The following is a 21,886-nucleotide window of genomic DNA, read 5'->3' on the forward strand; positions in this document are numbered from 1 at the left end:
CGGATGTGGATGTACAGGCGAATAAATCTGCGTTTTACGTAGGGATTACGCCAGCGTACGGCGGGCGAAATCACGCAAACGGAAGCCCAACAACAGCAGCACGCCGAAATAGGCGGCAATACCACTGGCTACCAATGCGCCCAGACGAAGCAGGCGAATCAGCATGTCGCCCTGATCCCACGCGGGCATCCAGTGCATCACGGCAATCAGCACCGCAGCCATCACCACCACGGCGACAACGAGCCGGATGAGAAACAGCGCCCAACCCGGCTGCGGCGTGAACAACTGCTGCTTGCGCAACTGCCAGAACAACAGGCCCGCATTCAGACAGGCCGCCAAGCCAATCGACAGCGCCAATCCGGCGTGCGGGTACGGCAAGGTAAAGAAGAACACCAAGTTCATCGCCTGCGTAGCCGCCAAGGTCACCAGCGCGATACGCACCGGCGTGGCGATGTTCTGCCGCGCATAGAAACCAGGCGCCAACACTTTCACCAGAATGATGCCGAGCAGGCCCATCGAATAGGCGATAAGGGCGAATTGGGTCATTTGCGCATCGTGCGCGCTGAACTTTCCGTACTGAAACAGCGAAACGGTCAATGGCTCCGAAATAATGGCCAACGCCAGGGCGCACGGCAGCGCCAGCAAGAAACACAGGCGCAACCCCCAGTCGAGCAAGCGCGAGTATTCCTCGGTGTTTTTGCTGGAGAAGCTGCGTGATAACGCCGGCAGCAAAATGGTGCCAAGCGCCACACCCAATACGCCGGACGGCAGTTCCATCAAGCGGTCGGCGTAGTACATCCACGACACGGAACCGGCCACCAGAAAGGAGGCGAAGATGGTGTTGATGATTAGCGAAATCTGGCTGACCGATACGCCGAGGATTGCCGGCCCCATTTGCTTCATCACGCGCCACACACCGGCATCGCGCAGGTTGAGGCGTGGCAGAACCAGCATGCCGATCTTTTTCAAATGCGGTAGCTGATAGAGAAACTGAAGCAGACCGCCAACCAGTACCGCCCAACCGAGCGCCATGACCGGCGGATCGAAATACGGAGTCAGGAACAGCGCGAACACGATCATGCTGATATTGAGCAAGGTCGGCACGAAGGCCGGCACGGAGAAGCGGTTCCAGGTGTTGAGAATCGCGCCGGCCAGGGAAGCTAGCGAGATGAGCAATATATAAGGAAAGGTCACCCGCAGAAGTGATGAGGTCAGCTCGAACTTTTCCGGCGAGTCGACAAAGCCTGGCGCCGTCACCCAAATCACCCACGGCGCGGCGATCATGCCCAGAGCTGTGACCACGGCCAATACCAGCGTCAGCAACCCGGACACATAGGCAATAAAGGTGCGCGTGGCCTCCTCGCCTTGCTGGGTTTTGTATTCCGCCAGAATCGGCACGAAGGCCTGGGAGAACGCGCCTTCGGCAAAAATGCGGCGCAGCAGGTTGGGCAGTTTGAAAGCAACAAAAAAGGCGTCGGTGGCCATGCCCGCGCCGAAAATGCGCGCCACGATTGTGTCGCGAACAAAGCCCAGCACCCGGGACAACATGGTCATCGAGCTGACCGCAGCCAGCGACTTGAGTAAATTCATAACGCTCGTTCTACCGCATCAAGTAAGCTGCGCCACCGCAAATATCGGCGCCGCACCAAGGGCCGCAAGGCAAAGGCGGCGAGTGTAGAACCGGCCGGCGAATAAATCACCCATGCAGGGTGAGCACGCCCGTCGGACGGTGGGTCGATCCTTAACCCGCAACACTGAACCGCGCTTGACAAGCCTTCGACACATCGGCATGATTCGCGGCCTTATTTGTTTAGTCATTTCCCCAAAGTTTCAAGGAGCTCGACGGTGGCCAATACACCTTCTGCCAAAAAACGCGCTAAACAGGCTGAGAAGCGTCGTAGCCATAACGCCAGCCTGCGCTCCATGGTTCGTACCTACATCAAGAACGTGGTCAAGGCTATCGACGCCAAAGACCTCGAACTTGCACAAAAGGCTTACACCCTGGCTGTGCCTGTAATCGACCGCATGGCCGACAAAGGCATCATCCACAAGAACAAAGCAGCTCGTCATAAGAGCCGCCTGAACGGTCACATCAAGGATCTCAGCCAAGCCGCTGCTGCCTAAGTGTGATGCGTTGAAAAGACCGGCCTCAGGGCCGGTTTTTTATTGCCTGGAGAAAACTCGGGGCGATAGAAAAGGCGAGCCTTGCGGTTCGCCTTTTCAGTTAGGGCTGCTGCACCCAGGGCAGAATCGGGATGGCGGTGACCGCGTTTTGCGGGCTGCCTTCGATTACGCGGTCGCTGTAAACGAGGTAGACCAGCGTGTTGCGCTTCTTGTCGAAGAACCGCACCACTTGCATGGTCTTGAACACCAGCGAAGTGCGCTCTTTAAACACCTCTTCGCCGTCTTTCAAATTGTCCGGCACGTGAATCGGCCCAACCTGACGACAGGCAATCGACGCCTCGGCGCGGTCTTCCGCCAACCCCAACCCACCTTTGACGCCGCCGGTTTTGGCCCGCGACAAGTAGCAAGTCACGCCTTCAACTTTTGGGTCATCGAACGCCTCGACGACGATTTTGTCGTTCGGCCCAACCCATTTGAATACAGTCGACACCTGGCCGATTTCTTCCGCCGATGCCGCAAACGCCAAAGGCAGCAGTAACGCGCCCAACCATCCATTGATCATTCGCACTGCTCTCTCCCTCTCAGCCAAAGGCGCAGCCGCCCAAACGGCGCGCTTACACCAGAATCAAGTTGTCGCGATGGACCAGCTCAGGTTCGTCGACATAACCCAGCAGACGCTCAATCGCATCGGAGGGCTGGCCGACAATTTTCTGCGCCTCGGCCGCGCTGTAGTTCGCCAGACCGCGAGCGATTTCGCGCCCTTGCGGATCGACACATACCACCATTTCGCCCCGACGGAAGTTACCCTGCACGCTTTTCACGCCCACCGGCAACAAGCTCTTGTGGCTTTCCAGCAGCGCTTTCACGGCGCCAGCATCGAGCTCCAGCGTACCGCGGGTTTGCAGATGCCCGGCGAGCCATTGCTTGCGTGCAGCGAGCAAACCGCGCTCAGGCGCCAGCAACGTACCGAGCCGCTCGCCCGCCTTCAGCCGCGCCAATACTTGCTCGATGGCGCCGCCAACAATAATGGTGTGCGCACCCGAGCGCGCCGCCAGCCGTGCGGCGCGAAGCTTGGTCTGCATGCCGCCACGACCCAGCGCACCACCGACACCGCCGGCCACTGCATCCAATGCAGGATCATCGGCACGCGCTTCGAAAATCAGCTGAGCATCAGGATTATGGCGCGGGTCGGCGTCGAACATGCCGTCGCGGTCCGTGAGAATCACCAGCAGATCCGCTTCCACAAGGTTGGCGACCAGCGCCGCCAGGGTGTCGTTATCGCCGAAGCGGATTTCGTCGGTGACCACGGTGTCGTTTTCGTTGATGACCGGAATGGCCCCCAGATCAACCAGGGTACGCAGCGTGCTGCGCGCGTTCAGGTAACGCTTGCGGTCAGACAGGTCGTCATGGGTCAGCAAGATTTGCGCGGTATGCCGGCCATGTTGCGCAAAGCTCGATTCCCAAGCCTGCACCAAACCCATCTGCCCCACCGCCGCAGCCGCTTGCAGCTCATGAATAGCGCTCGGTCGCGACGCCCAGCCCAACCGGCTCATGCCGGCCGCCACCGCACCCGACGACACCAGCACCAGCTCAACGCCAGCCTCACGCAAGGCCACCATCTGCTCGACCCACACGGCCATCGCACCGCGATCCAGGCCGCGCCCGTCAGCGGTCAACAGCGCACTACCGATCTTCACCACCCAGCGCTGAGCGCCAGTCACCTTGTCCCGCATGGTCATCCAACCTTGGCCAGAAGAGCGGCGCCGCGCCACTCGTGCGAATTAGTCAGCACAACGCCGCTAATTAGCGGCGTTGTGGTTTTACTCAGTCTCGGACGTAGATGATCTCTGGACCATCATCGTCATCTTCCTCATCCCAGAAGCCGTCGTCGTTGTCGTCCGTACCGGCCACCTTGACGCCAGCGCGACGCAGGGCGCGCTTGTCATCCAGCGCCTGCAGCTGCGCGCGGGCTTCATCTTCGATGCGCTGATCGAGTTGCGCCAGCTCGGCTGCGTACTGCGGCTCTTCGGCGATACGCACGGAACGCTCTTCGAGGTAACGCATGATATCGAAGCAGAGCTTTTCTGTGCCTTCTTTACCAATCGCCGAAATCACATAAACCGGGCCAGTCCACTGAAGACGATCAGTGATCTCCTTGATGCGAGCCTCTTGCTCTTCCTCAAGAATCTGGTCGGACTTGTTCAGCACCAACCAACGATCACGCTCAGCCAGCGACGGACTGAATTTGCCCAGCTCAGACACGATTGTTTCGGCGGCTTCGGCCGGATCGGAAAGGTCCAGCGGCGCCATGTCGACGAGGTGCAGCAACAAACGAGTGCGCGCCAAGTGCTTGAGGAAGCGAATGCCCAGGCCGGCGCCATCGGAAGCGCCTTCGATCAAGCCGGGAATGTCGGCGACCACGAAGCTCTTGTAGCGATCGACGCTGACCACACCCAGGTTTGGCACCAGCGTGGTGAACGGGTAATCCGCCACTTTTGGCTTGGCGGCCGAAACCGAGCGAATAAAGGTGCTTTTGCCGGCGTTCGGCAAGCCAAGCAGACCCACGTCTGCCAGCACTTTCAATTCCAGCTTGAGGTCGCGAGACTCGCCCGGCTTACCCAGCGTGGTCTGACGCGGCGCACGGTTGGTACTGGATTTGAAACGGGTGTTGCCAAGACCATGCCAGCCGCCGTGGGCGACCATGATGCGCTGACCGTCTTTGGTCAGGTCACCGATGATTTCCTGGGTAGCGGCATCAATGATGGTGGTGCCAACCGGCACGCGCAGCACGGTGTCTTCACCCTTGCGCCCGGTGCAGTCGGCGCTGCCGCCATTGGAGCCGCGCTCGGCGTCAAAGCGACGCGTGTAGCGGTAATCAACCAGGGTGTTGAGGTTTTCATCCGCGACCATGTACACGGAACCACCGTCGCCGCCATCGCCGCCGTTCGGCCCACCGTTCTCGATGAACTTCTCACGACGGAAGCTCATGCAACCGTTACCACCATCACCTGCTTTTACAAAAATCGATACTTCATCGACGAATTTCATCGGCACGCCTCCCGCCGCAATAGCGGGCTAGATAACACAAGGAACATAAGACTTTTGCAAAACCCAGCGAAACAGCTCCCGGTTGATTTTGCAAAAGCCTCAAGCTTTCAGAAACAAAAAAGCCCCGTCGCGAGACAGGGCTTTTCCAGCAACATCGCGATTAAGCCGCGATGACGCTCACGTAGCGACGACCGAAGGCGCCTTTAACTTCGAACTTGATCACGCCTTCGACTTTAGCGAACAGAGTGTGATCTTTACCCATGCCAACGCCGTAGCCAGCGTGGAATTGGGTACCGCGCTGACGCACGATGATGTTGCCTGCTTTGATAGCCTGGCCGCCGTACATCTTCACGCCAAGGCGTTTAGATTCTGAGTCGCGACCGTTGCGGGTACTACCGCCAGCTTTTTTGTGTGCCATGAGTCAATACTCCTAATAAGGATTTGGGCCGAAAGAATTAGGCCGAAATACCAGTGATTTTGATCTCAGTGAACCACTGACGGTGGCCCTGACGCTTCATGTGGTGCTTGCGACGGCGGAACTTGATGATGGTCACTTTATCGTGGCGGCCTTGTGCAATCACTTCGGCTACTACTTTGGCGCCTTCAACAACTGGTGCGCCGATAGTCACGTCGTCACCATTGCCGATCAGCAGAACGCGATCGAACGTTACGGCTTCGCCAGTGGCGATTTCGAGCTTTTCGATCTTGAGGTATTCACCTTCGGCGACTTTGTATTGCTTGCCACCGGTAACAATTACTGCGTACATAATTTTGCTCCGTTAATCCTGCTCACCCAGCGCTTTATAGGAATAGTCGTCGGCTGGCATGGCTGCTTGGGGCCGGAAGGACGCCCTTGCAATTGCGTAAGGCAGGTGCTGCCCAGGGAAGTTCAGGGGCCGCGATTGTACGCAAGGCTTTGCCCCCGCGCAAGCACCCGCAGCACTTGCCTTGACAGCCTTACACCTGCCCCCTAGCATGCCGCGCAACCTTCGAGGAGCACGTGTCACTGATGCAACCACAGGCCTTCTATAACGTGGTGGCGGACGATTTTACCGCCGTCGATGGCATTATCAGACGACAACTGGTCTCCCGCGTTCCTCTGGTAGAGAAAATAGGCGACTACATTATTTCCGCCGGCGGCAAGCGTTTGCGCCCGCTGCTGGTTCTGCTCTGCGGTAAAGCGCTGGGCGGCCAAGGTGATGATTTGCGTCTGTTGGCTGCCACCATCGAATTCCTTCATACCGCGACCCTGCTGCATGACGACGTTGTCGACATGTCCGGCATGCGCCGTGGCCGTTCGACCGCCAACGCGCTGTGGGGCAATGCGCCCAGCGTACTGGTCGGCGACTTCCTTTATTCACGCTCGTTCGAAATGATGGTTGAGCTTGGCTCGCTGCCGGTGATGCAAATTCTTTCGCGCGCCACCCGCGTGATTGCCGAAGGCGAAGTGCTGCAGCTTTCCAAAGTGCGCGACGCCAGCACCACTGAAGAAACCTATATGGAAGTCATCCGCGGCAAAACCGCGATGCTCTTCGAGGCTTCGACCCACAGCGCCGCTGCCTTAATTGGCGCGACCGCTGAACAGTCGACAGCGCTGCAAGCGTTTGGCGACAACCTTGGCGTGGCATTCCAGTTGGTGGACGACCTGCTTGACTACCGCGGCGACGCCGAAACCCTCGGCAAAAACGTGGGCGATGATCTGGCCGAGGGTAAACCGACCCTGCCATTGATCTACACCATGCGCGAAGGCACCGCTGAGCAAGCCAGCCTAGTCCGCACGGCTATTCAGAAAGGTGGCCTGGAAGACCTGGAAAGTATCCGCGCGGCTGTCGAGGCATCCGGTTCGCTGGATTACACCGCCAACCAGGCTCGTGACTACGCCGCTCGCGCCATCGCCTGCCTGGACGTACTGCCAGCCAGCGAATACAAAGACGCGCTGGTCGAACTCAGCGAATTCGCTGTCGCCCGCACTCATTAAGTCTCGCGTCACCAAAAAAAGCCCGGCCCCGCGCCGGGCTTTTTTATGGGCGCGAATCAGGTACTACAGAGCCGTACAAATTAGCCCTTGCTATTATATCAATAGGAATTATTCTCATCCAACCAAGAGAAGGAGATGAGCCATGACCTATTTGATTGATGCTTGGCTAGACCGTCCGCACCCGTACCTGCGGATTCTGCATCGCGACACCGGCAAGGTATGTGCCGTGCTTGAGGAAGAAGCGCTGGACGAATTGCGCGAGCAGGGTGATCTGGATCTGTCCGGCCTGAGCTCCAGCGAGCCGACAGTACTCAAGGAGTTGGTCCGCAACCTGTTCCTGTTCTGTTATTCCCGCGCGCTGCGCCCTTCTTCCGACCTGCACTGACCGGGAGCCCAACCGTTGACGCACCTGCCCCGAAAACAAAAAGGCCGAGAGCAATCACTCTCGGCCTTTTGCGTTCTGGGCTACCTGCTCGCTTATCGCAAGCCGCTCTGAAACCGAGCGCAGTAGGTTTTTTACAGAATTTCCAGCAGCTCTACGTCGAACACCAGCACGCTGTGCGGCGGGATGCTGCCAACCGCCTGGCCGCCATAGGCCAGTTCGCTTGGTACGTACAGGCGCCATTTGCTGCCAGTGCCCATCAGTTGCAGCGCTTCGGTCCAACCAGCAATCACACCACCCACCGGAAATTCTGCCGGTTGGCCACGATCGTACGAGCTGTCGAACACCGAACCGTCGGTCAGGGTGCCGTGGTAGTGAGTACGTACGGTGCTGTCGCGGGTCGGCTTGGCGCCGTCGCCAGCGGTCAGCACTTCGTATTGCAGGCCGGATTCCAGAGTCACGATGCCAGCGCGCTTGGCGTTTTCAGCAAGGAACGCACGGCCTTCGCCAGCAGCGGCTTCAGCTTTGGCAGCTTGCTCGGCCTGCATGATTTCGCGGATGACTTTGAAGCTGGCCGACATGTCTTCCTGGCTCACACGGCTGGCGTGGCCACGGAATGCGTCGGTCAGGCCGACCAGAATGGCGTCGAGGCTAACGCCCGGTGGCGGGTTGTCGCGCAGCTGGTCGCCCAGTTGGCGGCCGATGCCATAGCTGACGCGGCTCTCATCGGTGGTAAAGGTGTCGATATTCTGTTCAGACATGGCGCTACTCCGCTGAGGCCAAAAAAGGGCGGCCAGCCTAGCACAGATGCGCCGGCTGGCATGCGGCGAGCCGCTTAGTGATCGTGCTTGGTGAGCTTGTCGAGATAGCCCATGGCGAACGCCGACACCACGAAGGTCATGTGGATGATCACGTACCACTTCAGGTATTCGGGCTGAATGTTTTTGGCATCCATAAACACCCGCAACAGGTGAATGGACGAGATCGCCACGATGGACGCCGCCACCTTCATTTTCAGCGAACTGGAGTCCATTTTGCCCAGCCAGTTGAGGCGCTCTTTGCCTTCTTCGATGTCCAGCTGCGACACGAAGTTTTCGTAGCCCGAAATCATCACCATCACCAGCAAGCCGCCCACCAGCGCCATGTCGATGAGCGACAGCAGCACCAGAATCAGCTCGGATTCAAGCAGCGTGAAGATGTTCGGCAGGATGTGAAAAATTTCCTGGAAAAACTTCAGCGCCAACGCCAGCAACCCCAGCGACAAGCCGAAGTAGATCGGCGCCAGCAGCCAACGGGAGGCGTACATCGCGTTTTCAATAATGCGTTCCATGGTCGCTCACAGCAGGTAAAAAGTGAGCGCGAGTATACCCAGCGCACTTGACGAGACAAGGTGGGCAGCGAGCGGAAAAGGTAACTGAATTGAATGGCCAGATCTTATCTACACGTTCTGTGGATAACGTTGTGGACGGCCTTCAGATAGACGGCTCCAGCAAGCGCCACGCCGGGCTTGCACGGCGACGCTCAAAAGCTGCGCAAAACAGACTGCTAAGTTTCCGGCCCGACTTGGTAATCGCCTAAATGGCGGCCACGGTCAGCATTCACACGGCGCAATTCGGCTTGTAAATGCAGGCACCAGATAGCCGGTTCATCGCTCTCGCTGTAACCAAGCTCGGCGAGGTTCGCGGCGATTGCTGCGAGCACCTCTTCAGCCACGTAGGGCCCGTGGAATGGGCCTTGCGTTTTAATTGCAGAAGGTTGGGAGGCGGCCATTCCAGCGCCGCAAATGAGAACCCACAGCCCGTTTTCGCCTGCCAGCGGGCGGATCACGCATTCGATACGGGTGATCAGGCCAAGGCAATGACGGGTAAGGCAGAGGCGGCGCGGCATCACGGCGGCCCTCTTGTGGTGTGGGGTCAGACTACACCTGGCCCGACGGTTCAGGGAAGCCTGCAGGTTATCCCCGCCACCTGTGGATAACTCTGTGGATGGACCGTGGGAAAGCCGGCCCAGCCACCATCCGCTGTGGCCGGGCTTGAACTGCTCAATGACTGACCAGCCATCGGGCGATCATTCGATCATTTGACGTCGGCTTTTGACCCCGCTTTGCCGGTCAACACGGCGGCGGCTTCCGCTTCGACGCTTTTCTCTTCCTCTTCTTCGAGGCCCATTTCTGCAATTTCACGCAAGCGCTCCACGACCCGCGCGTTCACGGTGCCTTCGGGGAACTCACCGTTCTCGTCCGCCGTGCCGACTGCCTCGCCAACCAACAGCCCTAACGCCTCGTCCACCTGCCGCACGGCGTAGACGTTAAACAACCCGGCGCGGACCGCTTGCAGCACGCGCTCGTCGAGCATCAAGGTCGCCACGTTGGCGTACGGAATGATCGCGCCCTGCTCGCCCGTTAAACCGCGTGCTTCACACAGCCGGAAGAAGCCTTCGATTTTCTCGTTAACCCCGCCCACCGCCTGCACTTCACCGAACTGGTTGATGGAGCCGGTGATCGCAAAGCACTGCTTGAGCGGCGTGCGCGACAACGCGGAAATCAGCGTGCACACCTCGCCCAGCGAGGCGCTGTCGCCGTCCACGTAACCGTACGACTGCTCCAGGGCAATGCTCGCGGAAATCGCCAGGGGGAATTCCTGGGCGTAACGGCTGCCGAGGTAGCCGGTCAGAATCATCACGCCTTTGGAGTGAATCGGCTGACCGAGATTGACCTCGCGCTCGATGTCGACAATGCCGCTGTTGCCTGGGTACACCGTGGCCGAAATACGCGCCGGCACACCAAAGGCCGAGTCGCCCACTTCCAGCACCGTCAGGCCGTTGCACTTACCAACGGCCGCGCCCGCGGTGTCGATCAGAATGATGCCCGCCAACATGTCATCGAGAATCCGCGCCGAGACGCGCCCGGTGCGCGTGGCCTTGGCTTTCAACGCGCGCTCGATATGCCCGGCGTCAGTGACCGTGTCGTTGGCTAGCTGGCGGATAAAGTCTGCCTCGCTGACCAACTGGAACAAGTCGCCAATGCGCGCCGACAACCGCCCCTGATGCTCGGCCAGGCGCGCGCTATAGGTCGCCAAGCGCGCCACCGCATCGGCGGTCAGCGGCGCCATGCCCTCTTCCGAGGTACGGGTTTTCAACAGCTGGGCAAACTGCTCGAGGCTGTCGTCGTGCAGGGGAATGTCTTCATCGAAATCGACCAGTACGCGAAACATCTCCTGGAAGTCCGGGTCGTGGTCTTGCAGCGCGTAATACAGCTGACGGGAGCCGATGATCACCACTTTGATGTGCAGCGGAATCACTTGCGGCGTCAGCGTCACGGTGGCCAGGCGGCCCAGCTCACCGAGCGGCGATTCCATCTTCAGTTTGCGTGCATGAAGGGCGCGCTTGAGCGCGTCCCACACAAACGGCTCACCGAGCATTTTCTCCGCTTCCAGTACCAGAAAGCCGCCGTTGGCCCGATGCAAAGCGCCTGGGCGCAACTGGCGATAGCTGGTGTAGAGCGCACCTTGGTCGGTGCTGTATTCGATGCGGCCAAACAGGTTGTCGTAGGTGGGGTGCGACTCGAACACCACCGGCGCGCCGCCGCTGGCGTGGTGACCGACCACCAGGCTCGGGCAGTACTGCTCTTGCAGAAACTTGCGCGCCTCGGCGTCGACTTTATCCACATCCACCAACTGCTCGACCACGGTCTTCAGCAGGTTGACTTGCACCGCTTGCAAATAGGCGCAGACACCGGCGTTTTCCGCGTACTTTTCCGACAGCGGCCCCAGCAACGGCTGCAGGCCCAAGGTAATGGTTTCTTCATTGAGCTGGCGCAGTTGGTTGCTCGACTCACGCTTCCACTGCGGAAGGCTGGCCAGCTCTTCGTTCAGACGCTCTTCCAACGCCGAAATGTCGGCGTGATAACGCTCGCGTTCGGCTTCAGGCAATTGCGCAAATTCGGCCTCGTCCAGCGCCTTGCCTTCCTTCATTGGGGTGAAGGCGATATTGGTGCTGTCGCGGTACAGGGCGATTTCTTTTTCCAGCGACAGGCGCTCGATCACATCCAGCGCACGGTCGTAACGCTGATTGAAGGCGCGGTCGATGGCGCTCTTTTTTTGCTGGTAGGCCGGGTGCTCAAACACGGCCGGAAAGGTGGCCATCAGGTTGTCGATCAGGCCTTCGATATCGGCGATGAACGCCGTGGCGGTGCCAGGCGGCAATTCCAGCGCGCGGGGCTCGCGGGTTTCATCGAAGTGGTTGACGTACACCCAGTCCGACGGCGTTTCCAGACGCTTGCCTTCAGCCTTGAGGTAACGCTTAACAAAGGAGAAGCGGCCGGTGCCCGGCTCGCCCATAACAAATACGTTGTAACCGGGGCGCGGCATGGCCACACCAAACTGCAGCGCCTCTACCGCGCGCTCCTGGCCGAGTACGCCGCGGAACGGTTCCAGATCGTCGGTGATGGTGAATTTGAACTGACTAGCATCGAAGGGACGGGTTAGCGCGTCGGGCGCCAAGCGCAAGCCATTGGCAACGGGATCAGGCATCGAAAATCCTTAGTTCAGATGGGCAGTCATCGTTCGCGGCCATTCTGGCGCTGCCCGATTCTGTCTGGCAAGGCGTTCTTCCTTGACACCAACGCCCCGCCCTACAAAGCTCCGTGCACCGCGTTAGAAGAAGAACAACCACCTTGAAACGGACTTTATTCGCTCTGGCGTTAAGCGTCGCAGGCCTGGCCCAGGCCGCCCCGACGCTGACACAACAGCGCCTGCAAACGCTGGCGAACGATCCGTACTGGATTGCGCTGAACCACTATGAAACCGGCAAGTTCGGCGGCTGGCGCAGCTATGTGGATGACCCGCATTTCTTCCTCGCGCCCAACGGCGAAAGCCACCCGGACGCCGAGCTGGCCGCCACCTTGGCGGCTATGTACGCCGCGCCCGACAGCGGCGATAAACATGCGCAATGCGTTTACCCGGCACGCACCCGCTGGCTGCGCGAACAGCTGCAGCTCAGCGATTTGCCAACACCCGAGTGCAGCGAATTCAACGCCTGGTTCAACGACATCGCCCCGCACAGTGCGGTGCTGATTTTTCCTGCGGCTTACCTCAACAGTCCGTCGTCCATGTTCGGCCACACCTTGCTGCGGATCGACCAGGCCGACATCGACAGCGACAACACTGCCCTGCTCAGTTACGCCCTGAACTTCGGCGCGTTTATCGAGGGCATGGACAACAGCATTCTCTATGCCTGGAAGGGCCTGATGGGCGGCTACCCCGGCCTGTTCGCGCTGGTGCCCTACCGGGAGAAACTCGCCGAATACCGCAGCCTGGAAAACCGTGATTTATGGGAATACCGGCTGAACCTGACGCCCACCGAAACCGCGCGCATGGTCGAACATGTGTGGGAGCTCAAACAGATCCGCTTCGACTATTTTTTCTTCGACGAAAACTGCTCCTTCCGCTTGCTCGAACTGCTGGAAATCGCCCGGCCTGGCCTGGAGCTGACCGAGCAATTCCCGATCACCGCCATTCCGACCGACACCGTGCGAGCGGTGAAAAACGCCGGCCTGGTTAACAGCATCGACTATCGCCCTTCGCGTGAGCGTGAATTGCTGGAGCGCGCCAGGCCGCTGAGCAGCGACGAACAACACTGGGCCCTGAAAGTGGCCGATGACCCGACGCAGCTGCAAAGCCCGGCTTTCATGCAACTGGCCACTGATCGCCAGGCCTTGATTCAGGACGCCGCCTTTCGCCTGCAACGCTACCGCAGCGCCAGCGGCGAGCGAGACAGCGGCAGCGCCCAACGCAGCTATGCCTTGTTGAAAAGCATCAACCGTAACCCACCGCCGCCGCTGAAGGTGGAACGTCCTGGCTTGCCCGAGCAGGGCCACGAGTCGCGCACCTGGCAACTGGGCGCCGGCAGCCGCGACGACCGCGCGTTCGCCGAGTACGGCCTACGCATGGCCTACCACGACCTCAACGACAACCTTTACGGCTTCCCGCTCGGCGCGCAAATCGAAATCCTGCAACTCAAACTGCGCCAATACGAAGGCAACCATTGGCAGCTGCAACGGCTCGACTTGGCGAACATCCGCTCGTTGACGCCGCGCAACGAGCTGTTGCAGCCGTGGTCCTGGCAAGTGGCGAGCGGGCTGGAGCGCGTGCTTGGCGAGGATGGCGACGAGCGTCTGGTTAGCCACCTCAATGGTGGCGTCGGCGGCACGTGGGCGTTGACGGAAAACACCCTCGGGTTCGCCCTCGGCACGGTGCGCATCGAGCACAACAGCGATTTTGCTGCGTTCGTGTCACCGGCCGCCGGCTTTAATACCGGGCTGCTGTGGAACAACCCGGTGGGCAACCTGAGCGTGGAAGCGCGCGGGGACTACTTCGCCAATGGCGAGGTGCGGCGCAGCCTGAGCCTTAATCAGCAATGGGAAATTTCGACGAATTTGGGTCTGCGCTTATCGGCCAAACGCGAATTCAGCCAGCTCGCATCGCCTGAGAACGAAGTGAGCCTGGAATTGAAGTGGTACCACTATTGAGCGTGGCGGCTGACGCTTGTTGGGCTTCGCTTCGCTCAACCCACATGGTTGATCCCTAGGTATGGTTGAGCCCAGCGCCCTCTCCCCTTCCACACAAGCTTTACGCCGTTTTGACGTTTTTCTCACAGATTCCCGTGCACAGTGGCGCTACCCGCTGAGGAGAGTTCACGTGCGCCCGTTCCTGTTGTTAATCCCCATCCTGGCGCTGCTCGGCGCCTGCCAAAGCAGCTACGACTATTTAGTCGGCCAGGGCTACCCGGAGCCGTTCGCCGCAGGCTACAGCGACGGCTGCGGCAGCGGGCGTCAAGCGGCGGGCGCAATAAGTGGCGGCTTCAAAAAAGACGTGCCGCGGTATTTGAAAAGCGCGCAGTACGCCGAAGGCTGGACCGATGGTTTCCGCCAGTGCCAGGCCGAAGCCGAAAGCGCGCAGTTACGCGCCTATGAAGACCATCGCAACAGCGACCGGGATGAAAAATGGGAGCATGACACCGACCAGGCCATGGCTAAGGCGATGCGCTCCCGTTAACGCAGTTGTTACAGGCGCATACCGATGTCGATGGCGCGGCGAGCCAGGTTGAGCACGGTGGTGCTCAGCAGCTCCAGCACCCAACGCAAAAACGCCACGGTCAGGTTGGCAGCAGACGGCAATGGTCGGCCGAGAAAGCGGAATATCTGCACGATCAGGCTGTTCAGCGAATCACCGATGGCCGCGCACGCATTGGCGCCCGTGACCAATAGCCCAGCAATCTGGTCGAGCACTGTCATGGTCCCGGTAATCGCCGTGCCGGCGACCACACCCAGGGCCTTGCCGATCACATACTGCATGGCCTGGGAAATCATCATCAGCGAGGTCGCCGACAGCATCAGCACGCTGCCGTTGGCGTTTTTCAGCCACGCCTGCACATCGCGCTCGAGCGTGGTTTGCTGCACGCGGCGCAGCCCGCTCCAGGTCGCATCGCCAATGGTGGTTCGGTAGTTGCCCATTTTGTGCGCGTCGAACGAAAACGAACTGCCCCACGGAAGCTGACACACGGGACCGTCATCGGGCGCGTGGGCGAAGGGGAAGATGGGAATCATGCTGACCGGATCGGCCAAGTGATACACGCGGTGGATATTTTCCGAGCCCAGCTTGCTCGTCAGGTTGCGGGCGAAACCCGCCACCCCGACGCGTGGCGCGCCGAAGGTGTACAGCTTGACGTTGCCAATGCCGGCCTGACTGAGATGGTCTGCCGCCAATGAGGCGAGCGCGCCGCCCAGGCTGTGCCCTACGCAGTGAATGGTGCTTGGCTTGCGCCCGCGCATAAAGCGGTCGAGGTCATCGCGAAACGATTTGAAGGTTTCGTTGAAACCGGCGTGCACCGGCCAGGCGCTTGGGCCCTGTTGCAGGCCGCAGTTGGCATCGGTGAGCCAGTCCTGAGTGATGTCGGTACCGCGAAAGCCCAGCAGCACTTCGCCTTGTCGTGTGCCCAAGCCTTCGACGCCATAGGTGAAACCGGTGGTCTTGCGAATGATCGCGCCACTGGTGCCGGCAGACTGCTGCGCATTCTTGAAATCGAACAGGCCGCCCAAGCCTTCGGCGGAGGCGTAATCCTGCAGGGTTTCCGTCGAGCCCATGCCTTTGGCGTAATACACGTGGAAGGCGACGCTGGCTGCTTGTTTAGGAGATAAAGAACTCAAACCTGATTCCCTTCTGGCTCTGAAACAATGAAGTCACTAATAGCCGAGCTATTAATGCCGTGATTATTTTTGCGGCACGCAAATACCGAAACTGCGAATTTCCGGATGGCCCGCTGGCTCATCATTGAGGTCGCACACCAGATTTAGTGGCTGCCCTTTCAGTTCGCCGTTTTCGTCGTAGTTGTCTTTACCGTGCAACCAGCCTTTGTAGTCCTTGCCCTGGTAAGACAGGCGCAGCTTCTGCTCGATGACAGGCTGATGCGGCAAGCCTGCGGTTAGCGATTTGCCGGTGATGACCGGAAAGTGGAAACGCCCTTCGGCGTCGGTGACGGCGACCTTGCTGCCTTTTTCGTCCTTCCAGTGCCAGTCGTACTCCTGCGTCACTTCAACCCCTTGCACGGGTTTGCCATCAAGCAGAACGATGCCGTTGACCTCGGAAAACAAATACAGCGTCTTGGAAAATGCCATTGCGTGTCCCTGTACCAATAGTCCCAATAGAAGCATTGCCATAGAGGCTGCGATGCGACTCATGTGTAGATCCCTCTGTATCGCGCCAGGCGGCACGTAACCGCTTCTGACAGCAACCGCGCACAATCGATCCGGCCGCTTAGATAAGTGCGAAGTATATCCAAGGCCCGAAGCTGTTTGCGGCAGACCGATGAGCAGATCACCAGAGTTGGATGTGCGTCATGGTTTTGCGACCTGGCGCTGTATTGCCGTTTCCAGGGTTCGCGACCAAGGTCGCTCCTACAAAAAAAACGGAGCCCTTGCGGCTCCGTTTTTTTTCAACCCAACGCTTACTGCGCCAGCTTCTTGTGCCGTACCCGATGAGGCTGGGCGGCTGCGTCGCCGAGGCGTTTTTTGCGGTCGGCTTCGTATTCGGTGTAGTTGCCTTCGAAGAAGACGGCTTGCGAGTCGTCTTCGTACGCGAGGATGTGAGTGGCCACGCGGTCCAGGAACCACCGATCGTGGGAGATCACAATGGCGGCGCCAGGGAAGTCGAGCAGCGCTTCTTCCAGCGAACGCAGGGTTTCTACGTCGAGGTCGTTGGACGGTTCGTCGAGCAGCAGCACGTTGGCGCCCTCTTTGAGCGTCAACGCCAGGTGCAAGCGACCACGCTCACCACCCGAGAGGTCTTTGACGAACTTCTGCTGGTCGCCGCCTTTGAAGTTGAAGCGGCCTACGTATGTGCGCGATGGCACCTCGTAGTTGCCGATCTTGATCATGTCGGAACCGTCGGAAACCATTTCCCACACGGTTTTGTTGCCATCGAGATCGTCGCGGCTCTGGTCGACGCAGGCCAGTTTCACGGTTTCGCCCACTTCGATGCTGCCCGAATCCGGCGTTTCCTTGCCCATGAGCATGCGGAACAGGGTCGACTTACCGGCACCGTTACCACCGATCACGCCGACGATGGCGCCTTTGGGCATGCTGAACGACAGGTTGTCGATCAGCGCGCGGTCGCCGTAGCCTTTGCTGACGTTGACGAAGTCGATGACTTTGTCGCCCAGGCGCGGGCCGGCAGGAATGTAGATTTCGTTGGTTTCGCTGCGCTTCTGGAATTCCTGCGATTGCATTTCTTCGAAACGCTGCAGACGGGCCTTGGATTTCGACTGGCGGGCTTTGGCGCCTTTGCGCACCCACTCCAGTTCTTCTTTCATGGCCTTTTCATGAGCCGACTGCTGCTTGGACTCTTGCGCCAAGCGGTCAGACTTAGCCTCCAGCCAGCCTGAATAGTTGCCTTCGTACGGAATGCCGGCGCCGCGGTCGAGTTCCAGAATCCAGCCGGCGACGTTGTCGAGGAAGTAACGGTCGTGCGTGATCGCAACCACGGTGCCGGGGAAATCGTGAAGGAAATGCTCCAGCCAGGCCACCGAGTCGGCGTCCAAGTGGTTGGTCGGTTCATCGAGCAGCAGCATGTCCGGCGCGGACAGCAGCAAGCGGCACAGGGCGACGCGACGTTTCTCACCACCGGAGAGGTGAACGACTTTTGCGTCCCAGGCCGGCAGACGCAAGGCGTCGGCAGCCACTTCCAGCTGACGCTCGAGGTTGTGGCCGTCGGAGGCTTGCAGAATGGCTTCCAGCTTGCCTTGCTCGGCGGCGAGGGCGTCGAAGTCGGCGTCGGGTTCGGCGTAGGCCGCGTACACCTCGTCGAGGCGCGCTTGGGCGTTTTTGATCACGCTAACGGCTTCTTCGACAACTTCACGAACGGTTTTTTCCGGGTCCAGCTGCGGCTCTTGCGGCAGGTAGCCGATGTTCAGATCCGGCATCGCGCGGGCTTCGCCGTTAAATTCGGTGTCGACGCCGGCCATGATTTTCAGCAGCGTGGATTTGCCCGAACCGTTGAGGCCGAGCACGCCAATTTTGGCGCCAGGGAAAAAGGACAGAGAAATATTTTTCAGAATTTCCCGCTTCGGCGGCACTACTTTGCCCAGCCGATGCATGGTGTAGACGTATTGAGCCAAAATTAAGCCCTCAATGGCGAGAGTAAAGAAAACCCAAGTATATGATATTTGAAGAAATATCGAGGCGCCTGGGCAATGGCCGAAAAGCCACTGAGCAAACAAGAGCACTTGGGTATAGCCGAACAGGGCAGCACTTTACTATGGCCATCGGTAAGGCAGTGCGTTTGCAGCGCAAAGATGGCGGCGCTTAAAACGCTAAGGCGGCCACTACCATTTATATGACAGGCTGAGTTGACCGGTGAGGCCTCGGTAGTTGGCGAGCGGAGTGTCATACCAGGCACGTTCGATGGATGCCGCGAGCGAAACCTTCTGGCCGAGCGGCTGAATTCTACGCACCGCCGCCGACTTGAAATGACCCGACATCGTTTCCGGCAGCCATACGTATTCCTGTATTGAAGTGCCGTTGCCCAACCATAGCTGGGTCGCACCTTTACCTGCGGCGTCGTGAAGCTGCAGCATCAGCGAGGCACCAAAGCTGCTGCCCACTCCAGCCAGTGCGTAATGCGTGTAGCGAGCACGCGCGGTGACCCGCTCCATGTAATAGGCACCCGACACATACAAGTTATTGGAATGCACGCCGCCGTAATACTCCGAATGTTTGGCGCCCAAGGTCAGCGTGGTTTGGGGAATGCCTTTATAGGTCACGTCCTGGTCGAACACTCGCCGTACGAATACCGGACTGTTGGTCGAGGCCGTCACGCTGGAACGCGTCAGGAACAATGGGTTCCAATGCCTATAAAAGGTGCCAGACACGCTGCGGTCATTGAATGAGCTGTTCGCCACATCATCGAAGTCGCGCTCTCCATGGGCGAGGTTGACGACATACGTATTGGCGCCGAGCACGCTGGCGTATTCGGCATTAATGATTTCTCGCGAACCGTAATCGCCGGTGTACTGAGTATGAAGCGCGCCCACGGTCAACTTTTGGTGGTCAGCTGCCTGCGCGGCAACGGCAAAAAATCCAAGCGAGACGAGCACGTAACGAAGCACGTGTTCCATGCGTATAACCCTTAATAACTTAAAAAGACTCAAGCGTTTGCTTGATGCGATAGCGCCCGGTGGGCAGGTTCTTGGCCACGGTGATTCGAGGCGCGAACAGCGAGTCGGGCGGCACGATACGGCCGGGCAGAATGACCACCTGAATGCCCAGCGCCGTGCCGCGACCGATTAGGCAGCCGAGCTTTTCCAAGCCCGTATCAACGCTGTGGCCATCCAGCAGAACGCTGACGGTGTGGCGGTCGAGGCGGTGATTGCTGGTGCGAACCTGAGCGCCGAGGTAGGCCTCATCTTCGACCTGGCTGTCGGCCACAAAACACTGCGGGCCGATGGCAACGTTTTGCCCAATTAAGACGTTCTTCAGCTCACTGGCAAAACCAATACGGGTGCCATCGCCGATACTTGCTGGCCCTCGAATCACGCAGTTATTTCCGATCAGGCAGTTTTCCCCGATGACCACCGGTCCCTGAATAAACGCGCCATGACAAATTCGCGTGCCCGCCCCAATCACCACCGCTCCCCTGATCACCGCCCCGGGGTCGATATCAGCGTCGCGGTGAATAAACGTGGCTAAGCCATCGAGTTGCTCCGCCTGGCGCTGCAGTTCAATCCACCACATAGGCGTACCTCGTGGGTTTGTCTCGAAGCGGCTCACGGCCGGTGAAAAAACCTTTCAGGCCGTGCACCAGCCAAATGGCATAGGCCAGCAACACATAGAGCACGGCGAGCGAGGCGAGCGGGATCAGCCAGTATTTCTCATGGTGAATCGCGCTGATGGTGCCCAGCACGCTGACGGCCAAAAGCCACAAGACTGGAAAAATGGCGTAGATGAGTCCTTGAGGAAAACCGAAGTGTTCGATGGTGACAGGCCAGAGAACTGCATAACTCAGGCAGCCAAACAACACGGTGACCACCATCGGCAGCATGGAGAACAGGCCGAAGCGGGTGAGCAATAGATGACGGTGCAAGCGCATGCACACGGCGTAACCCACAATCCAGCGACGCCAGCGCTTCCACTCTTCAATCAGCGTGTTGCACTCCTGCGGGTAAACAATGCAGCGATTCGCTTGGCGGATCTTGTAGCCGTGGTGCACCAGGGTCCAGGACAGGTCCAGGTCTTCCACTTTGGTACGGTCGGAAAACCCGTGTTTGCGCAGAAGGTCCGTTTTGAACATCCCGCACGCGCCAGAAATAATGAATGGCGCGCCGCCCACAATTTGCTGGAACGTCCGTTTGATGGTGATCATCGGCAGCTTTACCGAAGCACGGATATACGGAAGTAGCCCTGCACCCTCCAGATTCGACGAGGGAATCCCGCCCACCGCATCCGCGCCATCTTCGATTTCCGCCAGCATGTAACCTAAGCCGTGCTTGTCGTGAGGTACGTAAGTGTCCGCGTCAGTCAAAAAAACCTGCGCCGCCGTCACGTGCCGCAGGCCATTCATCAACGCCCCGCCTTTGCCGGTATTTTGTTGGTTCACCACCACCAACCGCTCACCACAGCGCTGCGCCAAACGCGCAAGTACCTGGGCGGTTCCATCGCTGGAGCCGTCGTTCACACACACCACGCGGTTGATATACGGGTTACGCAAAAGATTAAGCAGCGACTGCTCAATACAAGGTTCTTCATTAAAAGCCGGAATAATGGCATCTACACAACGGAGCGCCTGACTGGGACCGCGCCGCGATCGTTTATAGGTGTAGGCAAGCGCCGCGCAACACATCACTAAAAATAAAATCTCCATACACACTCACATCACTAACTTATAAGGAATATAACCTTCACTTGGACCCAACCCAACTTGATGACCACGAAACTGCGCACTGCAAATAATTTGGTCCGCCTGCATGTACGTTCGATTTCGTTGACTCACATGAAACTCCAGCGATGCCACTTTGTCCGGAATAAACGCTTCCACACACTCGAATACGACCGGCATAAAGTTCGGCCAGGAACTGGGCGTTTCATAACTGAGAATTTGCTTGACGGACCTGCAGGCAATAATGCTCGCTTCATAAACAGCCCGATGATCTTGATGGCGATCATCTTTGAACATCGTGTAAACCCGGTCTGGCTGAAGCGCTTTGCAATGCGTTTCGATGAGACTTACCAATTCCGCGCCCATGGTGTGCAGCTTGGTATCCGGCAGGCTGGCCTGCACGATGTCCTCGACGCCTAGCCTGCGCAGTGCGCGATACGTTTCCAGACTCCGATCATAATTGCCTTGCAAACCGCACAGCCCTTCGGACAACACCAATACCCGTACGTGAACGCCCGACGCAACAAGTTTGGCCAGCGTTGCTCCACAACCAAGCTCAACATCGTCAGGATGGGCGCCGACGGCTAATACGGTTTTAACAGACAAAACTTCCCCCTCTTCGCAATAGACGAATTAAAAATAACAAGTTGATAATTAGAAACCGCTAAATAACTAAAAGTGCATGACAAGTAAAAACGCGATTCGAACATAGTGGGGCAGTTAACTTCCCGATGACAATAGAGAAAATAGCCGCAGGAATTAACAAGCCAAAACGGCGAATTCAGAAGCGCATCAACTGACTGATTCGCGTTGACTACGAGAACCTCCCTTACAAGCCCGCTGGCACCGACCGGAAAGGAGCTGCAAAACTAATTGAAACCAACTAAAAAGTTTTCCTTCCAAACTTCTTGCGGGCAAAGGGAAAGGAAC

The 21,886-nt window shown here is 58.6% G+C and carries 22 protein-coding genes; 5 read left to right on the forward strand and 17 right to left on the reverse strand.

Annotated elements, in window-relative coordinates:
* Window positions 1-45: 45 nt before the first annotated feature.
* Window positions 46-1,590: a murein biosynthesis integral membrane protein MurJ gene (murJ, locus tag ACZZ0Q_RS19330; RefSeq protein WP_463541135.1), complete on the reverse strand. Its 1,545-nt coding sequence runs from the start codon at window positions 1,588-1,590 to the stop codon at window positions 46-48.
* Window positions 1,591-1,845: 255 nt separating this feature from the next.
* On the opposite strand from murJ, the gene rpsT reads away from it, so the two are divergent.
* Window positions 1,846-2,124, forward strand: a complete 279-nt coding sequence (gene rpsT, locus ACZZ0Q_RS19335) for a 30S ribosomal protein S20 (RefSeq protein ID WP_122450168.1) — start codon at window positions 1,846-1,848, stop codon at window positions 2,122-2,124.
* A 100-nt stretch (window positions 2,125-2,224) separates the two neighbouring features.
* Here rpsT and ACZZ0Q_RS19340 read toward each other — a convergent pair whose 3' ends face one another.
* The 5 genes from ACZZ0Q_RS19340 to rplU all read right to left on the reverse strand — a co-directional run bounded on the left by ACZZ0Q_RS19340 (window position 2,225) and on the right by rplU (window position 5,939).
* Complete coding sequence (locus tag ACZZ0Q_RS19340; RefSeq protein ID WP_463541134.1) at window positions 2,225-2,686, reverse strand: CreA family protein; 462 nt, start codon at window positions 2,684-2,686, stop codon at window positions 2,225-2,227.
* A gap of 52 nt (window positions 2,687-2,738) precedes the next feature.
* Complete coding sequence (gene proB / locus ACZZ0Q_RS19345) at window positions 2,739-3,857, reverse strand: glutamate 5-kinase (RefSeq protein WP_463541133.1); 1,119 nt, start codon at window positions 3,855-3,857, stop codon at window positions 2,739-2,741.
* Window positions 3,858-3,948: 91 nt separating this feature from the next.
* Entirely contained in the window at window positions 3,949-5,172 is a 1,224-nt protein-coding gene (gene cgtA / locus ACZZ0Q_RS19350; protein ID WP_463541132.1) for an Obg family GTPase CgtA, read from the reverse strand.
* Between the two features lie 160 nt (window positions 5,173-5,332).
* Window positions 5,333-5,590: a 50S ribosomal protein L27 gene (gene rpmA, locus ACZZ0Q_RS19355; protein ID WP_122450171.1), complete on the reverse strand. Its 258-nt coding sequence runs from the start codon at window positions 5,588-5,590 to the stop codon at window positions 5,333-5,335.
* 37 nt (window positions 5,591-5,627) lie between these two features.
* Window positions 5,628-5,939, reverse strand: a complete 312-nt coding sequence (gene rplU, locus ACZZ0Q_RS19360; RefSeq protein ID WP_108098632.1) for a 50S ribosomal protein L21 — start codon at window positions 5,937-5,939, stop codon at window positions 5,628-5,630.
* A gap of 242 nt (window positions 5,940-6,181) precedes the next feature.
* Between rplU and ACZZ0Q_RS19365 the strand changes: the two genes are divergently transcribed.
* Both ACZZ0Q_RS19365 and ACZZ0Q_RS19370 read left to right on the forward strand, forming a co-directional pair.
* On the forward strand, window positions 6,182-7,150 hold the full coding sequence (locus tag ACZZ0Q_RS19365) for a polyprenyl synthetase family protein (protein WP_463541130.1): 969 nt from the start codon (window positions 6,182-6,184) through the stop codon (window positions 7,148-7,150).
* 142 nt (window positions 7,151-7,292) lie between these two features.
* Complete coding sequence (locus tag ACZZ0Q_RS19370) at window positions 7,293-7,535, forward strand: PA4570 family protein (RefSeq protein WP_122450173.1); 243 nt, start codon at window positions 7,293-7,295, stop codon at window positions 7,533-7,535.
* Between the two features lie 131 nt (window positions 7,536-7,666).
* On the opposite strand, the gene ACZZ0Q_RS19375 is transcribed toward ACZZ0Q_RS19370, so the two are convergent.
* The 4 genes from ACZZ0Q_RS19375 to ACZZ0Q_RS19390 all read right to left on the reverse strand — a co-directional run bounded on the left by ACZZ0Q_RS19375 (window position 7,667) and on the right by ACZZ0Q_RS19390 (window position 12,061).
* The gene (locus ACZZ0Q_RS19375; protein ID WP_122450174.1) at window positions 7,667-8,293 is read right to left on the reverse strand and encodes an FKBP-type peptidyl-prolyl cis-trans isomerase; all 627 of its coding nucleotides are present in this window, start codon (window positions 8,291-8,293) and stop codon (window positions 7,667-7,669) included.
* Between the two features lie 74 nt (window positions 8,294-8,367).
* Window positions 8,368-8,862, reverse strand: coding sequence for a TIGR00645 family protein (locus tag ACZZ0Q_RS19380; RefSeq protein WP_463541129.1), 495 nt, complete (start codon window positions 8,860-8,862; stop codon window positions 8,368-8,370).
* Between the two features lie 215 nt (window positions 8,863-9,077).
* The gene (locus ACZZ0Q_RS19385) at window positions 9,078-9,419 is read right to left on the reverse strand and encodes a PA4575 family protein (RefSeq protein WP_122492960.1); all 342 of its coding nucleotides are present in this window, start codon (window positions 9,417-9,419) and stop codon (window positions 9,078-9,080) included.
* 188 nt (window positions 9,420-9,607) lie between these two features.
* On the reverse strand, window positions 9,608-12,061 hold the full coding sequence (locus ACZZ0Q_RS19390; protein WP_463541128.1) for a Lon protease family protein: 2,454 nt from the start codon (window positions 12,059-12,061) through the stop codon (window positions 9,608-9,610).
* Between the two features lie 143 nt (window positions 12,062-12,204).
* On the opposite strand from ACZZ0Q_RS19390, the gene ACZZ0Q_RS19395 reads away from it, so the two are divergent.
* Both ACZZ0Q_RS19395 and ACZZ0Q_RS19400 read left to right on the forward strand, forming a co-directional pair.
* Window positions 12,205-14,058, forward strand: a complete 1,854-nt coding sequence (locus ACZZ0Q_RS19395) for an Lnb N-terminal periplasmic domain-containing protein (RefSeq protein ID WP_463541127.1) — start codon at window positions 12,205-12,207, stop codon at window positions 14,056-14,058.
* 169 nt (window positions 14,059-14,227) lie between these two features.
* Window positions 14,228-14,584 carry a hypothetical protein gene (locus ACZZ0Q_RS19400; RefSeq protein ID WP_463541126.1) on the forward strand — a complete coding sequence of 119 codons (357 nt, stop codon included), beginning with the start codon at window positions 14,228-14,230 and terminating at the stop codon, window positions 14,582-14,584.
* A gap of 8 nt (window positions 14,585-14,592) precedes the next feature.
* On the opposite strand, the gene ACZZ0Q_RS19405 is transcribed toward ACZZ0Q_RS19400, so the two are convergent.
* From ACZZ0Q_RS19405 to ACZZ0Q_RS19435, 7 genes are all read right to left on the reverse strand, one after another.
* The gene (locus ACZZ0Q_RS19405) at window positions 14,593-15,735 is read right to left on the reverse strand and encodes a lipase family protein (RefSeq protein WP_163016511.1); all 1,143 of its coding nucleotides are present in this window, start codon (window positions 15,733-15,735) and stop codon (window positions 14,593-14,595) included.
* Between the two features lie 63 nt (window positions 15,736-15,798).
* On the reverse strand, window positions 15,799-16,203 hold the full coding sequence (locus ACZZ0Q_RS19410) for a DUF6795 domain-containing protein (protein WP_463541125.1): 405 nt from the start codon (window positions 16,201-16,203) through the stop codon (window positions 15,799-15,801).
* A gap of 329 nt (window positions 16,204-16,532) precedes the next feature.
* On the reverse strand, window positions 16,533-18,200 hold the full coding sequence (gene ettA, locus ACZZ0Q_RS19415) for an energy-dependent translational throttle protein EttA (RefSeq protein ID WP_110617354.1): 1,668 nt from the start codon (window positions 18,198-18,200) through the stop codon (window positions 16,533-16,535).
* Between the two features lie 207 nt (window positions 18,201-18,407).
* Window positions 18,408-19,199, reverse strand: a complete 792-nt coding sequence (locus tag ACZZ0Q_RS19420) for a YaiO family outer membrane beta-barrel protein (protein ID WP_463560851.1) — start codon at window positions 19,197-19,199, stop codon at window positions 18,408-18,410.
* Window positions 19,200-19,218: 19 nt separating this feature from the next.
* Window positions 19,219-19,815, reverse strand: a complete 597-nt coding sequence (locus ACZZ0Q_RS19425; protein ID WP_463560853.1) for an LbetaH domain-containing protein — start codon at window positions 19,813-19,815, stop codon at window positions 19,219-19,221.
* Complete coding sequence (locus ACZZ0Q_RS19430; RefSeq protein WP_463560857.1) at window positions 19,802-20,941, reverse strand: glycosyltransferase family 2 protein; 1,140 nt, start codon at window positions 20,939-20,941, stop codon at window positions 19,802-19,804. The genes ACZZ0Q_RS19425 and ACZZ0Q_RS19430 overlap by 14 nt, the downstream gene beginning before the upstream one ends.
* Before the next feature lie 6 nt (window positions 20,942-20,947).
* On the reverse strand, window positions 20,948-21,562 hold the full coding sequence (locus ACZZ0Q_RS19435; protein ID WP_463541121.1) for a PIG-L deacetylase family protein: 615 nt from the start codon (window positions 21,560-21,562) through the stop codon (window positions 20,948-20,950).
* Window positions 21,563-21,886: the final 324 nt, after the last annotated feature.

Source organism: Pseudomonas sp. AC070 (genome assembly GCF_979258635.1).

Excerpts from the sequence above, each read along its gene's own strand:
- murJ (WP_463541135.1), bottom strand. The coding sequence starts at position 1,590 with ATGAATTTACTCAAGTCGCTGGCTGCGGTCAGCTCGATGACCATGTTG.
- ACZZ0Q_RS19340 (WP_463541134.1), bottom strand. The coding sequence starts at position 2,686 with ATGATCAATGGATGGTTGGGCGCGTTACTGCTGCCTTTGGCGTTTGCG.
- proB (WP_463541133.1), bottom strand. The coding sequence starts at position 3,857 with ATGCGGGACAAGGTGACTGGCGCTCAGCGCTGGGTGGTGAAGATCGGT.
- cgtA (WP_463541132.1), bottom strand. The coding sequence starts at position 5,172 with ATGAAATTCGTCGATGAAGTATCGATTTTTGTAAAAGCAGGTGATGGT.
- rpmA (WP_122450171.1), bottom strand. The coding sequence starts at position 5,590 with ATGGCACACAAAAAAGCTGGCGGTAGTACCCGCAACGGTCGCGACTCA.
- rplU (WP_108098632.1), bottom strand. The coding sequence starts at position 5,939 with ATGTACGCAGTAATTGTTACCGGTGGCAAGCAATACAAAGTCGCCGAA.
- ACZZ0Q_RS19365 (WP_463541130.1), top strand. The coding sequence starts at position 6,182 with ATGCAACCACAGGCCTTCTATAACGTGGTGGCGGACGATTTTACCGCC.
- ACZZ0Q_RS19370 (WP_122450173.1), top strand. The coding sequence starts at position 7,293 with ATGACCTATTTGATTGATGCTTGGCTAGACCGTCCGCACCCGTACCTG.
- ACZZ0Q_RS19375 (WP_122450174.1), bottom strand. The coding sequence starts at position 8,293 with ATGTCTGAACAGAATATCGACACCTTTACCACCGATGAGAGCCGCGTC.
- ACZZ0Q_RS19380 (WP_463541129.1), bottom strand. The coding sequence starts at position 8,862 with ATGGAACGCATTATTGAAAACGCGATGTACGCCTCCCGTTGGCTGCTG.
- ACZZ0Q_RS19385 (WP_122492960.1), bottom strand. The coding sequence starts at position 9,419 with ATGCCGCGCCGCCTCTGCCTTACCCGTCATTGCCTTGGCCTGATCACC.
- ACZZ0Q_RS19390 (WP_463541128.1), bottom strand. The coding sequence starts at position 12,061 with ATGCCTGATCCCGTTGCCAATGGCTTGCGCTTGGCGCCCGACGCGCTA.
- ACZZ0Q_RS19410 (WP_463541125.1), bottom strand. The coding sequence starts at position 16,203 with ATGGCATTTTCCAAGACGCTGTATTTGTTTTCCGAGGTCAACGGCATC.
- ACZZ0Q_RS19420 (WP_463560851.1), bottom strand. The coding sequence starts at position 19,199 with ATGGAACACGTGCTTCGTTACGTGCTCGTCTCGCTTGGATTTTTTGCC.
- ACZZ0Q_RS19425 (WP_463560853.1), bottom strand. The coding sequence starts at position 19,815 with ATGTGGTGGATTGAACTGCAGCGCCAGGCGGAGCAACTCGATGGCTTA.
- ACZZ0Q_RS19430 (WP_463560857.1), bottom strand. The coding sequence starts at position 20,941 with ATGGAGATTTTATTTTTAGTGATGTGTTGCGCGGCGCTTGCCTACACC.